Origin of the sequence: Sediminibacillus dalangtanensis, from assembly GCF_017792025.1 — a bacterium.
In the GTDB taxonomy this organism is placed as follows: Bacteria; Bacillota; Bacilli; order Bacillales; family Amphibacillaceae; genus Sediminibacillus; species Sediminibacillus dalangtanensis.
On the sequence record NZ_CP046956.1, the window covers coordinates 3,343,559 to 3,356,788 of the forward strand.

The following is a 13,230-nucleotide window of genomic DNA, read 5'->3' on the forward strand; positions in this document are numbered from 1 at the left end:
TTATTTGGATGACCGAGCTGGCGTTTACCTTCCCGATAAAACGGTAATACCAGTAAATAACGCCCTTATTGATAGGAATCCTATACAGAGAAGGAGCAACCGCCATGGATAGCATTCATCCATCCAGACCGAGTGCCGACCAACAGCAAACACACTTGGAGACGGAGCTGAAGGAACAAGAAACCGACAACCCACAAGCTGATATCACATTGGGCCTGGTCCCTTCTCCCGATTTACCGGAAGCTATCGCAAACAAGCTGGCGGCAAACTTGCCAGATTATCTAAGCCGCTATGTGGATGACCAGGTGACCTGGGAAGTGAAAACAGTTACCGATCCACTGACAGGAGCCACAGCAGAATCGGACGAACTTTTAGAGGAAACATCTCGTTGCAAGGAACGCTTTGAGTGGGATTATGCCATTAGCATCACGGACTTGCCCATCTTTCTTAATAAACGACTGGTGGTAGCGGAAGCAAGCCAAAATCGATGCAGTGCCTGGTTATCCCAGCCTGCGCTGGGTGCAGCGCCAATTCTTTACCGTGTGGAAGAGAGCATTTTGCAATTAACCAATGAGATGTACTATGGCAGTTCTGAGGAAGCCAGGGAGAAACAACAGGAAAAATTCCGGCGAAAGTATAAAGACAACAAAAAGCTTAAAAAGAAAAGTGCAAAGGAGCTTGTTGGGAAAAGACTGTTTGAACGTTTTTCTCCGATCAGCAGGACTACTCCGGATGCCGACTACGATCTCGATGTACGCTTTACAGTCGACTCGAAAATTTACGGGAGTTGGCGCATGTTAACCGGAATGGTGCGTGCCAACCGGCCTTATACCATTTTCCCGGCCTTCAAGCAGGTAATTGCCGCCGCATTTACATCGGGTGCCTATGGTTTAATTTTCCCTACCCTTTGGCAGCTAAGTAACGCATTAGAAGTTTTCCGGTTAATACTGCTGATGTTGACCTCTGTCACCTTGCTCTCCGTATGGATCGTTGTTGTCCATGGATTATGGGAAAATACGATGAATGCCAGATTGCCATATATCGCCAGACTTTATAATGTAGCGACCGTATTTACTTTAATGGTTGCTGTCATTATGTACTACGTAGCACTATTCTTGTTATTCTTTCTTGCAGTAGTCATCTTTGTTCCGGCAGATATCCTGGAATCACAAATAAACGATGAAGTCGACTTCACTAATTACATTACGCTGGCCTGGCTGGCTTGTTCTGTCGGTACATTTGTCGGAGCATTGGGAGCCGCATTGGAAAGCGAAGATACGGTTTTGAATACGACTTACGGTTATCGACAACGACGCCGGTATGAAGAAAGCCGGGACGATGATAATAATGAGGATAAGTAACAACCTCGCTCTTATCGTGATGTTTTTGTGTGAAATACGAAAAGGCAGAAATAGCTACCTGATTCGTGAGTGAATTGGGTGGCTATTTTATTGAGCTAAACTGATTGTAATCTTATTCACACGAGAAATTTAGCGACGGAATTTTTGACAAGAACCATGATAAACGGTATAATTTTGAAAATTTCATATAATTCGGCGTTGATGAGAAGAGTAATTAAGAAGCGGATACTAACAGAGAGCTCCTGTCTGCTGAAAGGGAGTAGTATTCGTCTTAATGAACAAAGCCTCGGAGCTTCTTGCCAATCTGATGAAAATCAGGGATAGCAAGACGGGTTCCTCCGATAAAAGGATAGGGTATGAACGTACCCGAAGAGGTTGGTATGGCGACGTATCAACAAACTGAGGTGGTACCACGAAGCGACAACTCTCGTCCTCAAGAATGATTTCTTGGAGGTGAGGGTTTTTTTATTGCGCTATTATTCATCGTGAAACGAAAATGTTTAGAAAGGGGAAAATAAAATGGAACCTTTGTTGTTGGATGTTCCTTTACAATTAGAAACAGAGAGACTAGTTCTTCGGGCGCCACTCCAAACCGGGGATGGTGATATGGTAAACCAAGCAATCAGAGATTCCTTTCCTGAATTAAAAGCTTGGCTGCCATTTGCCCAGGAACTTCCCAGTGTGGCAGAAACAGAGACAAATTTTAGAAACGCTCATATAAGCTTTCTAAAAAGAGAAAGTTTCCGCTTTCTTATTTTTGTTAAAGAAACCAATGGCTTTATAGGCACAACAAGCCTTCAGAGTATTGACTGGGATATTCCCAAATGTGAAATTGGTTATTGGATTAATACAAGACACAGCGGTAACGGATATATGACAGAAGCGGTAAAAGAATTAACGATCTTCGGATTAAATCATTTCAAATTTAGAAGAATTGAAATAAGATGCGAATCAACTAACCATAAAAGCCGTGCTATCCCAGAGAAACTTGGATTTGTATTAGAAGGAACCTTTAGAAATGATGATTTATCCGCAGATGGCAGCAAATTGACGGACACATGTTTTTATTCCATTATAAAATGACATCGGAATCTAACCAGACACGGGCATTGAAGAAATTCGATGCCCTTTCTTTTGTATAGCGATGTTTTAGGAAAAAGACCGTTCTGAGACGAACAATCCAGAAAATATTTTTCAACGAATTTTGGATAAATTTCTCCTCTCCTGTCGCGTTATCCATTATAATAGCCATATTCCCACAGACTAACAGAATAAATGTAGATGCGGGATATCAGATAAAACGACGAAACGTCCTTCGGTTCTCTTACCTAACTTGTTGGGAGCACGTTGATTCGTTAAATGCATAGGAAGCAAAGAGGTGTTCTACATAGATGGAAAATATCGTACTCGTAAGCATAGTCATTATCCTTGGTATCGGAATCTTCTCCCAATGGCTCGCCTGGCGCATTCAGTGGCCATCGATCGTCATCATGTCGATTGCAGGTTTGCTGCTCGGTCCAATTTTCGGCCTGTTTAACCCACAGGAAGCCTTAGGCAACCTGTACAGTCCTTTAATTTCTTTGGCTGTCGCCATCGTGTTGTTTGAAGGAAGTTCCAGTCTCGATATTCGTGAAATAAGGGGGATTTCCAAGTCCGTCTTCCGCATCGTGACCTTCGGCGCTTTCATCGCCTGGATTGCCGGCTCACTCGCTGCCCACTTCATAGCCGGGCTTAGCTATGAAGTATCGTTTATTATCGGCGGCTTGTTTGTCGTGACAGGTCCCACCGTGATCATCCCTTTGCTGCGGAATGCCAAATTGGCTCCACGTATCGCGGCCGCACTCAAATGGGAAGGAATTATTGTCGATCCGTTCGGTCCGTTGCTGGCATTATTTGCTTATGAAGTCATCAAAGTACTGACTATCGATTCGTTGCAATTCGACTATCTGCTGAATTTCTTCTTCAGTGCATTGATCGCAGTGGTCTTCGGTTATGCGATCGGCATGGCCGTCAGTATCATGATCAGCAAAGGGGTATTTCCGGAATACTTAAAATCGCCAATCATGCTGGCGTTTGTACTAATCTGCTTCACAGCAGCAGAAGTGATCATGCATGAAACCGGGATGCTTGCGGTTACCGTGATGGGCTTGACGCTCGCCAAGACGAAACGGTATGTCTCTTCGATCGGCAACATCAGCCATTTTGTCGAAAACATTTCGGTCATGTTGACGTCGACCATTTTCATTTTGCTGACCGCTTCCCTCTCCAGGGAAACGATAGCAGAAATCTTCACCCTGCCAATTATCGGATTTGTGATCGTCATGCTGTTCCTTGTCCGTCCGCTATCGATTTGGATATCGACAATCGGCACCGAATTAACGCTCGCAGAAAAAGGACTGATCGGCTGGGTGGCACCACGGGGAGTAGTCGCCCTGACGGTTTCGGGGTATTTTTCCGCATTATTAATGGAAGAAGGTCATCAGGGAGCTTCCCTGCTGACCACGTTAACGTTCGCCCTGGTCTTTATCACCGTGTGTGCCCACGGATTCACGTTAAGGCCGTTAGCCAAAGCATTAGGGCTGGCCAACGACGCTGCTCCGGGCATCCTTATCGTCGGTGCCAGCAGCTTTTCCATTGCTTTAGCCGATTATCTGCGAAAATTTGATATACCCGTGTTGATCAGTGATTCCTCTGCAGGACGGCTTCAGGGTGCAGTTTCGAAAGATATCCCTGTTCATCACGGACAAATTCTTGCCGAGCATACACAATACGATGTGGACCTGACACCGTATGAAACCATCCTGGCGATGACCGGCGACAGTTCTTATAACGCCCTGGTCATTCAGTCGTATGCACCGGAATTCGGTTACAACAACACCTTTTCTTTACCAAGCAGGAACAATGCCGACGATGAAGAACTGGTGGACACGTCCCAACGTACACATCTGTTATTTTCCGAGGATGCTATTTTTACCGAGCTAAACCGAAAAATCAATACTACCTATTCACTGCAAACAATCTCCATAAAAGAAAAAAACAAAGTAACGAGAGAAAACCTGCCTGCAGATGTGGTACCGTTGTTCATAAAAAAGGAAAAGAACGGCGTCGAGCTTATAAGCTTACGGAAAAAGTTTATGCTGGAAGAAGGAGATCAGCTGGTAGTGTTGCGGAAGACAGAGGGGAAATAAATAGACGGATTTTACTACAAGTAGAGCGAATTCAATGCGAAGTAGAGCGATTCGGCTTGAAAGTAGAGCGACTTTCTGTAAAAGAGGAGCAATTCGGACAAAGGAGAGCGACTTCGCTTCAAAGTGGAGCGATTCGGCTTGAAAGTAGAGCGACTTTCTTGCAAAGAGGAGCAATTCGGACAAAGGAGAGCGATTTCGCTTCAAAGTGGAGCGATTCGGCGCGAAAGTAGAGCGACTTTCTGTAAAAAAGGAGCAATTCGGACAAAGGAGAGCGATTTCGTCTCAAAGTGGAGCGATTCGGCTTGAAAGTAGAGCGACTTCCTGTAAAAAAAGAGCAATTCGGACAAAGGAGAGCGATTTCGCTTCAAAGTGGAGCGATTCGGCTTGAAAGTAGAGCGACTTTCTGTAAAAGAAGATCAACTCGGGAAAAGTAGAGCGATTTCGTCTCAAAGTGGAGCGATTCGGCTTGAAAGTGGAACGACTTTCTGTAAAAGAGGAGCAATTCGGACAAAGTAGAGCGACTTCGCTTCAAAGTGGAGCGATTCGGCTTGAAAATAGAGCGACTTTCTGTAAAAGAAGATCAACTCGGGAAAAGTAGAGCGATTTCGTCTCAAAGTGGAGCGATTCGGCTTGAAAGTAGAGCAACTTTCTGTAAAAGAGGAGCAATTCGGACAAAGTAGAGCGACTTCGCTTCAAAGTGGAGCGACTCCGCTTGAAAGTAGAGCGACTTCCTGTAAAAGAAGATCAACTCGGGAAAAGTAGAGCGATTTCGTCTCAAAGTGGAGCGATTCGGCGCGAAAGTAGAGCGACTTTCTGTAAAAGAGGAGCAATTCGGACAAAGTAGAGCAATTTCGCTTCAAAGTGGATCGACTCGGCGCGAAAGTAGAGCGACTTTCTGTAAAAGAAGATCAACTCAGGAAAGTAGAGCAACTCCCTGTAAAAGAGGCGGACTCGCCGAAAGAAGTTAAACAAAAAGGAGAGAGGCCACCAAGGACTCTCTCCTTTTTCAATTTTCTCCTATTACAGCAAATTCTTCTCTACCTTGCCGTCCTTCACGACGACCTGGATGTTGTTGTTATCAGCCAGCGAATAAATATCCTCCAGTGGGTTTCCCTTCACAATGACAATGTCGGCAAGCTTGCCTTGTTCGATGGTGCCAAGCTTATCTTCCCAGCCCATACATTCAGCTGCTGTCTTAGTGGAAGCGACGATGGTTTCCATTGGGGACATACCGGCATCGGCCATCAGACCTAACTCGCGAAGGTTGGTGCCATGCTTCATGACTCCGGCGTCTGTACCCATGGCAATTTTAACGCCAGCTTTGTATGCTTTCGTAAAGCTTTGTCTATGAGCTTCAATAACTTCTTTTGATTTCTCGACTGCGCTGTCCGGCATGCCCACTTCCTTGGCAGTTTCCAAAACTGCTACAGGGGCAAGAAGGGTCGGTACCAGATAAGTGCCATTTTCGAGCATCAATTCGATCGCTTCATCATCGATGAAAATGCCGTGCTCAATGGAATGAATACCAGCACGTACTGCATTTTTGATCCCTTCCGCCCCTTGGGCGTGCGCCATTACTTTGACACCTTTGCGATACTTTCCTTCCTGGACGATTACTTCCAGCTCTTCTTGTGAGAACTGGGTGAATTCCGGATGGTCGGTAGCGCTCAGCACACCGCCAGTCGCATGGACTTTGATGACTTCAGCTCCTGCCCTCAGCATCTCCCGGGTCTTTTTCCGGACTTCCTCCACGCCATCACAAAGACCACTCGGCATGCCAGGATACCCATTTGGCAGCAGGTCCAAGATGTTCCCCGAAACCGTATAGCCGTCCCCGTGTCCGCCAGTGATTGTCAGAGCATTGATGCTCAATTGAAGTCGCGGTCCGGAAATCAGGCCATCCTCGACTGCCTTTTTAACCCCAAGGTCTGTTCCAAGCGCATCCCTGACCGAAGTGATGCCTGCTTCCAATGTGTTCTTCAAGTACTCTGCCGCTTGATAGTACATAAAGGAAAACGGTGTTTCCAGTCGTTTGGCAACCGGCATGTATTCCATCATCATATGGACGTGGGTATCAATCAGACCCGGAAGAATGGTGCCGCCTTGTGCATCAATTACTTCCTCCTGCCCGGTTGGCTGATAACCGCTTTCCGCTCCTGTATAAACAATTTTCGCCCCATCCACGACGACAATTTGATCTTTTACCGGCTCTCCGCCGTTTCCATCTACCAAGAATCCATTTTTAATCAGTTTTACTGCCATCCTAATTCCTCCTCATAAAATTCTTCTCTGTTATAAAGTCCCTACCAGAATTCCTGCCACGACCACCGAACTTACCGTAACCGTGGTGAACCCGCCAATCAGCATCGGGGCCAATAACTCATTGAAAATGATTTGTTCCTCCTCTTTGTTGCGCGCGATACTTCTGCTGGCTTCTTCACACAAAATGTAATCCCCAGGGAAACCGAACAAGGCGGTCAGCGCGACTGGCATTCCCTTGAACGGATGCCATTTCACCAGCTTGGACACGATGTAACCGCCAAGCGCGATGCCAAAAGTCCCCAACAACAAAAACAGAAGAATGCTTGGCAGGTTATCAACCACCTGCTGTGGCGTGACTCCCCCCATGGTGCCAAGTACCACAAAAATGATTGCAATCATGACAAGCGTGAATGAGTTCGATTTTTCCAATGTCCGAGATTCAAAGACTCCCAGCTTCAAGCCGATAATACCAATCGCCAGACACCAGAGGCTGTAATTGATCGGTGTCACTTCCCCAAGCGCTACGCCGATCGCCGCCCCGACGAATACATAAAACAGTTTCAGCGTCATGCTCGAGCGAAGCGGTGTTTGCGGTTTATCATCTTTTTCTGTTTTACCGTTATCCATCCCGTCCGCCATCGGGACAAAAACACCATTGTCCATGTCTTTTTGGATGGTAGCCGCGTACTTTTTCATGAAAAATAACGATAGTGGCATGCCTACCACACCTTGAAAAGCAACAATCAATGCCGGAATCACGACAAGACTGCTCAAACCGATTTCCGTCAGCTTTTCGGAGGTGACGACCAACGCGATGATCCCTCCACTGATCGGGCCAACTCCTGCTACGGCAGTCGGATAATCAAAAATCAAGGAAATGATAATCAACAGCAGAACACCTGCCACGATCACCCCGCCCAAGGAAATGGCGACTGCTTTGATTTGCTTTTTCAGCAGCGAAAACGGAATCAAGGTACCCATATGCAAAATGGCCGGTCCCACCAGAATCGCTCCGAGTGATCCAAAGGTCGATTTATCTAAGATATTCTCCGGAAAAATACCAGTCCAAATACAAATCAAGTATCCAACCATTGCGGTCAGAAGCATCGGGACTCTGGCCCGGGATATGATAGAAATCCACTCTCCCAGGGCGATTAATGTAAAAAGTATGACTGTAGCTATTAGTGGATTTTCTAACAATCCAAAAACCTCCATTCCTTATTTTATTTTCTAAAAATTTAAATAGTTCAAATAGTATAGCACTCTCTAAATTTTCTGTCTATATGATTTTGTCGAAATTTGCGTTCGGTTTAAACACCCTTTAGTCATGTAAGCGATTAACCTATTGAAAATAAAGGCAACATTCTTTTATAAAAAATAGCTATGACCTCCATAAGTAAATGGAATGTCATAGCTATTTAAGTAGTTCTGATATGTGAAGATAAAAGAAAATGATAGGCAACATTCAGCATGCTGGTTTCGGTATGGCTTGTTTAACGAAAGCCCCGAAAACTTATTATTTTATTAACCTAGAAATCCCTGCAACCAATAGGTCTGAATTTCATTAACTCCTGTATGCTTTCTGTAACCCATTAAGATCAATTTTCTTCATTTTAAGGGTTGCCTGGGTAACACGCGAAATTTGTTCCTGTGTACTATTGTTGCTCATCATCTCGTCCTTTTCTCTCGGTACGATCTGCCAGGACAATCCATACTTATCTTTCAACCAGCCGCATTGTTCGGATTCAGGAACCGCTGATAACTTATCCCAGTAGTAATCAATCTCATCTTGTGTTTCGCATTTTACCATAAATGAGATAGCCTCAATGAAATTGAATTCATGATCTCTTGCGCTATCCATTGCGGCAAACCACTGATTCTCAAGCATGAAATCAGAAAACATAATTGTTCCTTCTTTGTCAGGTTCCATGTCTTGAGGGTAGCGCGCAATCAGACCCTGTTTTGAGTTATTAAATATTGACATATAAAAATGAATCGCTTCTTCCGCTCTGCCACATTTATCACCCACAAACATTAGCGACGGTAATATCGTTGGCCGATCTTCACCTTCCGGATTGGAAAGGACCAGCTGCCAAGATAAACCATACTTATCTTGAATCCAGCCATACTTATCACTAAATGGATACTTATCAAGTGGCATCAATACTGAGCCACCTTTGGATAATTTGTTCCAAACTTTATTTATCTTTTCACTCGCATCTTTTTCTTGCGATGGGTCAAAATTAACCATAAAAGACACCGACGGATTGAATTTGAAAAAAGGACCTGCATTGATTGCCATGAACTCCTGTCCCCACAATTCAAAAGAAACTAAATCGGAGTCGCCTGATGGCGTTGCCTGGAGTGTTGTAACATTTGTAATTCTTGATTCAGGGAAAATGGATGCATAGAACTTTGCTGCATCATTGGCCTCCTTGTCAAACCATAAATGTGGAACAATATTCTGATTAGTATTTATCATCGTGATTCCCCCTTGGAAATATGATCTAATTTCATACGTTCTGGATACTATCCAGCAATTCTTCAAGCCGATCCAAAAGTTCAATGGCTCCTTCAGACATACCTGCTTTAATCATACCATCCCGACCTTCTACTGATTGATACACCGTTTTCTCGATGAACTTCGTCTTGCCATCAGACAATTCTTCGAAGTTTATTGTGACAAGCCCAATAAAATCAGGGTAACCTTCAACCTCAAATGTATTGATTATCCTTTCAGGTGAGACGACTTCATGATAAACACCATTAAATGCATATTCATTCCCTTCACCGTCCCGATGAATAAATCGCCAAATCCCACCTTTTTTCACATCCATTTTATCCACTGTCGTCTTATATCTTTTAGGACCCCACCACTCAGGAACAGTTGTTGGGTCTGTATAAGTATTGAATACGAGTTCCCGAGGTGCATTAAAAATACGAGAAATAACAACATCTTGCGTTCCTTTTTCAGCTACAATATTAGTTCTTGACATTGTATTCGCTCCTTTTTTGAATTTAGAATTAATTTATGAAAATTACTCATGAGTTGATTTTTAATCACTTTTATTCATTCCTCTTTTCAGTTGCCTGTTTCTTAATCAAAAGTTCTTCAAATCGATTAAACTGTTCTTCTTTTTCTCTGATGAAAGATTCAAACCATTGGTCCATTTCTTCAAACGATTCTTGACGAATCGAATAAATTCGTCGGTTGGCATCAGCCTTCACATTGACAAGACCTGCATTAGCTAGAACATGCAGATGCTTAGAAGATTGTGGCATCCTGAGTCCGAGTCTTTGTGCAATTTCCCCAACTGTTAGCTCACCGAAATCCCTTAGCAATTCAAGGATGTTCACTCGATTGGGTTCAGCCAGAGCGCTAAAAGTTGCCGCATTCATTTTTCGAGACCTCCTTTTTAAATTACTTTCTGAAAACAATATACCACTTCCCGTATTTTCCTTCAAGTGAAATTTCTTAATAAGGAAAATTAAGTTGAGAGAAATTATGAATTACTTTTATTATTGGATATTTTTAGAATAGAAAATGCCCTTTGGACGGACTAGTACGAGATGAACGAGCAGCAAATCAAAAGTTGTAACTTATTACCGAGCGTTCGTTTATGGTTCATTGCAAAAAAGAACCTCTGAAGGTCGAACTTGTCCTTGTGTCAAGCAATTAATTATATTACAGTAACACTTTGTCATCACCGACACTACGGATTGGAATTACTTGCCTTTACTTTAATTAAGGACTGATGATAAACAATTATTGAAGGAAGGGAAACACTTAACATGTGTATGTCCACTGGCATCTTTTTAGATCAAGGAGGAAAATTGCGGAATTGTTAGCTGCTCTAAAGTTTAATTAAAACAAACAGGAACAATCATAAGGCCAAGTTCCTATTAAAGTAACGCACCTGTTAGTTGAAAAAAATCAATATTAAAAGGCCTTACTAACCATAGGTTTACTGTCCGTATAAAAAAGTGAATTTATTAATTTAATATAACTTTCATCTGAAATTTCCATCAATCCCCATTTTAGATAGGAATGAGCATTTTCGACTCCCATCACCATCGATGAAAACTCCGCTATATTCATCCTGATTTCAACATCAAATGGCCCACTTTCTTTTATGCCCAAGATTTTTCCATTTCGAATGTATAAAATAAAGGGCAACGTATTGATAGGATAGAAATCATCGTTAATGGAAAGTTTAACTGAAAGTGTAATACTAGGATTGAAAAGGTGGTTCTTTTCTTTAAGTTCCTTAAAAAAGTCGAGGCAATTAATTATCCTGTACATCACCCCAATGCCTACATTTGCGATGTGTTTATGGTCAGTGGTGGAAGGAAAATCAACCATTGTTATTTCACCACTTTCTGGAGAGTCTACAAAATGGATAATTTCATCAAAATTCGAGTTAATGATCACTCGCTTAAATTGGTCGGATTGGCTATTCAGAAAGGTTGAAAATTCTCTTATCACAGCTGGAGACTCAAAGAAAAGCTCATGAATATATAAATCTTCCTCTTTACTACTATAAACAAAATAACCTTTGACTTTTCCCTCATCTACAAAACCAATGACCTTTCCAAACCAAAAAGGTCTATTCATTTCTCTTTCAAAAGGAAACCTTTTCGTCATACCGTGGGTTCGGGAATATATCCTGTTGTAACAATCAAGAATTTGTCCTCTTTCTTCAACGGTTAACTCTTCTAAGTGGCTCTTTTCATTGTAGTAGGGAAATTCATTTGGATTTAAGTAGAATTGATAATTCTTTGTACCGATGCCAAATCCCATTTTTTTATAGAAACTCACTTTGAACGGATGTAACATAACGAGATTGACTTTTGCCTCTTTATTTAAAGTGAAAAAATACTGCAATAATTGATAGGCATTCTTTTCTTTTTTATGCAGCATATCAACAGCCAACATGCCAATTCCGCCCACACGAATGGAGGTAGAGGAATAATTCATTTCAAAATCAAAAGTCCTCATTCCTGCTACTAATTCCTCTTCTTTAAACACACCATATAAATTCTCTTTTGTCGTTTCTTCTATGTGGCTTTCAAGCCATTTATCAGCATTTAATCCTTCGAATGCCGAATTTGCCAGCTCACTAAACTTTTTGTAATCGTTACCCATTATCTTTCTTATTTGTTTTCCCATCAGATCCTCCTAATAGAACGATTCCTTCAACACTGCTATCATTTTTAAAAAACCGGTCAAATAAAACAATTAACCTCTCAAAAAACTTGTAGCTTTTGCTGGCAATTGATCTAGTGAATTAAATAAATCTAAACCCACAGCCAATCTACGAAAAAAGGATCATGTAGACTTTGCCAATGCTTATGTACGTCAGTTCGTTGAGCCATTGGTGACTAGCAAATATATTAAGCTTAATATCCTAATTTATCTCTTCTACTTCAAATGTCAATCTATCTAAATCCCATACATCTTCTTCATAATTTTTGATCACTTTCGCCTTGATTTTTTCCCCTTCTTCATAATTCTCCGGATTGGAAACTCGAATAGTTTGAGACTTTGGCGCATTAAGAAATTCAAATGACTCTGTAGAAGATCCTGGCTCGCCAACTGTTGTCCATGCATCTACCTCTACTTCCATATCTCCACTTTCTTCGTTAATTTCTGTTATGTCCCCTTGCATAAAAGTTCCCTCTTCTTCTTGGGAACAACCCATCAGTGTACAAAGAAAAATTGCAACAACGAAGAATATCTTACTTTTCCGCATCTTGTAGTCCCCCTTGTACTTATTCTATATCCCTGCCCTTTTCATAAGAAAGACCTTCTTGAAGATATACAACCTCCCTTTACACAATAAATTTCGTAAACCATGCTATATATTTGCTCCCCATACGAACAACAATTGGGCAAGCAATGTACCTAATAACCTTGAAGTCACCATCATTAACGACATGCTTTTTAGCTTATTGTAACTTCCTCTTTGATTAACAACATTTAATCGATACTGCTCCAAATGTTGATACGCTAGAATTTGTAGAAACTCAATTTCGGATTCTTATTGGCGCATCCACGGTCGGCACCATATTCGGAATCATACTACTTTATACTCTAATGAAAATATCCTTTTCATTAAAGAAGGAACAGAACCTCTTTCCCTGGATAAATGAATAATCGCTCTTGAAAATAAAGCGATAAAAGTAGTGCCAGTGAAAGGTTGCTGCATCATATTAGCTAGTCTTGAAACAATAACCATGATATTAAAGAGAGATAAAGCTGAAGCTATCATTTTAACTCTCGCACCTGATAACCTCACAGCATAAGCAAGTGTCTCGATCGAGTGGATGATAAAAATAAACAAAGCTATAAATAATAATTTTTCTGTAAAGAGCTCCATTGAGTTACCTTCTTTTTGTTTTTAATACCCTGATTTTAC

The 13,230-nt window shown here is 42.0% G+C and carries 13 protein-coding genes and 1 other annotated feature; of the genes, 4 read left to right on the plus strand and 9 right to left on the minus strand.

The genetic code is table 11. From position 1 onward, the window contains the following. Nucleotides 1-104 precede the first annotated feature (104 nt). The 3 genes from ERJ70_RS16565 (at nt 105) to ERJ70_RS16575 (ending at nt 4,549) form a co-directional block, all read left to right on the plus strand. Complete coding sequence (locus ERJ70_RS16565) at nt 105-1,361, plus strand: hypothetical protein (protein WP_245208038.1); 1,257 nt, start codon at nt 105-107, stop codon at nt 1,359-1,361. Nucleotides 1,362-1,550: 189 nt separating this feature from the next. After that, nucleotides 1,551-1,799: a binding site (T-box leader), on the plus strand. Between the two features lie 81 nt (nt 1,800-1,880). Further along, complete coding sequence (locus tag ERJ70_RS16570) at nt 1,881-2,444, plus strand: GNAT family N-acetyltransferase (RefSeq protein WP_209365875.1); 564 nt, start codon at nt 1,881-1,883, stop codon at nt 2,442-2,444. A 308-nt stretch (nt 2,445-2,752) separates the two neighbouring features. Beyond that, nucleotides 2,753-4,549 carry a cation:proton antiporter gene (locus tag ERJ70_RS16575; RefSeq protein WP_209365876.1) on the plus strand — a complete coding sequence of 599 codons (1,797 nt, stop codon included), beginning with the start codon at nt 2,753-2,755 and terminating at the stop codon, nt 4,547-4,549. A 1,020-nt stretch (nt 4,550-5,569) separates the two neighbouring features. Here ERJ70_RS16575 and ERJ70_RS16580 read toward each other — a convergent pair. The 8 genes from ERJ70_RS16580 to ERJ70_RS20235 form a co-directional block, all read right to left on the minus strand. Then, entirely contained in the window at nt 5,570-6,811 is a 1,242-nt protein-coding gene (locus ERJ70_RS16580) for a metal-dependent hydrolase family protein (RefSeq protein WP_209365877.1), read from the minus strand. A gap of 30 nt (nt 6,812-6,841) precedes the next feature. Continuing rightward, nucleotides 6,842-8,011 carry a hypothetical protein gene (locus tag ERJ70_RS16585; protein ID WP_209365878.1) on the minus strand — a complete coding sequence of 390 codons (1,170 nt, stop codon included), beginning with the start codon at nt 8,009-8,011 and terminating at the stop codon, nt 6,842-6,844. A gap of 364 nt (nt 8,012-8,375) precedes the next feature. Then, nucleotides 8,376-9,293 (minus strand): VOC family protein, encoded by a 918-nt coding sequence (locus ERJ70_RS16590; protein ID WP_209365879.1) that lies wholly within the window; start codon nt 9,291-9,293, stop codon nt 8,376-8,378. Nucleotides 9,294-9,324: 31 nt separating this feature from the next. After that, the gene (locus ERJ70_RS16595) at nt 9,325-9,807 is read right to left on the minus strand and encodes an SRPBCC family protein (protein WP_209365880.1); all 483 of its coding nucleotides are present in this window, start codon (nt 9,805-9,807) and stop codon (nt 9,325-9,327) included. A 70-nt stretch (nt 9,808-9,877) separates the two neighbouring features. After that, nucleotides 9,878-10,210 carry an ArsR/SmtB family transcription factor gene (locus tag ERJ70_RS16600; RefSeq protein WP_209365881.1) on the minus strand — a complete coding sequence of 111 codons (333 nt, stop codon included), beginning with the start codon at nt 10,208-10,210 and terminating at the stop codon, nt 9,878-9,880. A gap of 541 nt (nt 10,211-10,751) precedes the next feature. After that, nucleotides 10,752-11,981: a GNAT family N-acetyltransferase gene (locus tag ERJ70_RS16605; protein ID WP_209365882.1), complete on the minus strand. Its 1,230-nt coding sequence runs from the start codon at nt 11,979-11,981 to the stop codon at nt 10,752-10,754. Nucleotides 11,982-12,219: 238 nt separating this feature from the next. Further along, nucleotides 12,220-12,564, minus strand: coding sequence for a hypothetical protein (locus tag ERJ70_RS16610; protein WP_209365883.1), 345 nt, complete (start codon nt 12,562-12,564; stop codon nt 12,220-12,222). A 105-nt stretch (nt 12,565-12,669) separates the two neighbouring features. Beyond that, complete coding sequence (locus tag ERJ70_RS20235; RefSeq protein WP_374099823.1) at nt 12,670-12,750, minus strand: hypothetical protein; 81 nt, start codon at nt 12,748-12,750, stop codon at nt 12,670-12,672. Between the two features lie 44 nt (nt 12,751-12,794). Between ERJ70_RS20235 and ERJ70_RS20190 the strand changes: the two genes are divergently transcribed. Next, nucleotides 12,795-12,968, plus strand: a complete 174-nt coding sequence (locus ERJ70_RS20190) for a DUF2837 family protein (protein ID WP_209369483.1) — start codon at nt 12,795-12,797, stop codon at nt 12,966-12,968. Here ERJ70_RS20190 and ERJ70_RS16625 read toward each other — a convergent pair. Further along, complete coding sequence (locus tag ERJ70_RS16625) at nt 12,889-13,191, minus strand: lipid II flippase family protein (RefSeq protein WP_374099734.1); 303 nt, start codon at nt 13,189-13,191, stop codon at nt 12,889-12,891. The two genes, ERJ70_RS20190 and ERJ70_RS16625, sit on opposite strands and share 80 nt — an antisense overlap. Between the last annotated feature and the right edge of the window lie 39 nt (nt 13,192-13,230).

What these genes read in the sequence shown, in the direction of transcription:
- ERJ70_RS16565 (WP_245208038.1), top strand. Translation starts at nt 105, where the DNA reads ATGGATAGCATTCATCCATCCAGACCGAGTGCCGACCAACAGCAAACA.
- ERJ70_RS16570 (WP_209365875.1), top strand. Translation starts at nt 1,881, where the DNA reads ATGGAACCTTTGTTGTTGGATGTTCCTTTACAATTAGAAACAGAGAGA.
- ERJ70_RS16575 (WP_209365876.1), top strand. Translation starts at nt 2,753, where the DNA reads ATGGAAAATATCGTACTCGTAAGCATAGTCATTATCCTTGGTATCGGA.
- ERJ70_RS16580 (WP_209365877.1), bottom strand. Translation starts at nt 6,811, where the DNA reads ATGGCAGTAAAACTGATTAAAAATGGATTCTTGGTAGATGGAAACGGC.
- ERJ70_RS16590 (WP_209365879.1), bottom strand. Translation starts at nt 9,293, where the DNA reads ATGATAAATACTAATCAGAATATTGTTCCACATTTATGGTTTGACAAG.
- ERJ70_RS16595 (WP_209365880.1), bottom strand. Translation starts at nt 9,807, where the DNA reads ATGTCAAGAACTAATATTGTAGCTGAAAAAGGAACGCAAGATGTTGTT.
- ERJ70_RS16600 (WP_209365881.1), bottom strand. Translation starts at nt 10,210, where the DNA reads ATGAATGCGGCAACTTTTAGCGCTCTGGCTGAACCCAATCGAGTGAAC.
- ERJ70_RS16605 (WP_209365882.1), bottom strand. Translation starts at nt 11,981, where the DNA reads ATGGGAAAACAAATAAGAAAGATAATGGGTAACGATTACAAAAAGTTT.
- ERJ70_RS16610 (WP_209365883.1), bottom strand. Translation starts at nt 12,564, where the DNA reads ATGCGGAAAAGTAAGATATTCTTCGTTGTTGCAATTTTTCTTTGTACA.
- ERJ70_RS20235 (WP_374099823.1), bottom strand. Translation starts at nt 12,750, where the DNA reads ATGTCGTTAATGATGGTGACTTCAAGGTTATTAGGTACATTGCTTGCC.
- ERJ70_RS16625 (WP_374099734.1), bottom strand. Translation starts at nt 13,191, where the DNA reads ATGGAGCTCTTTACAGAAAAATTATTATTTATAGCTTTGTTTATTTTT.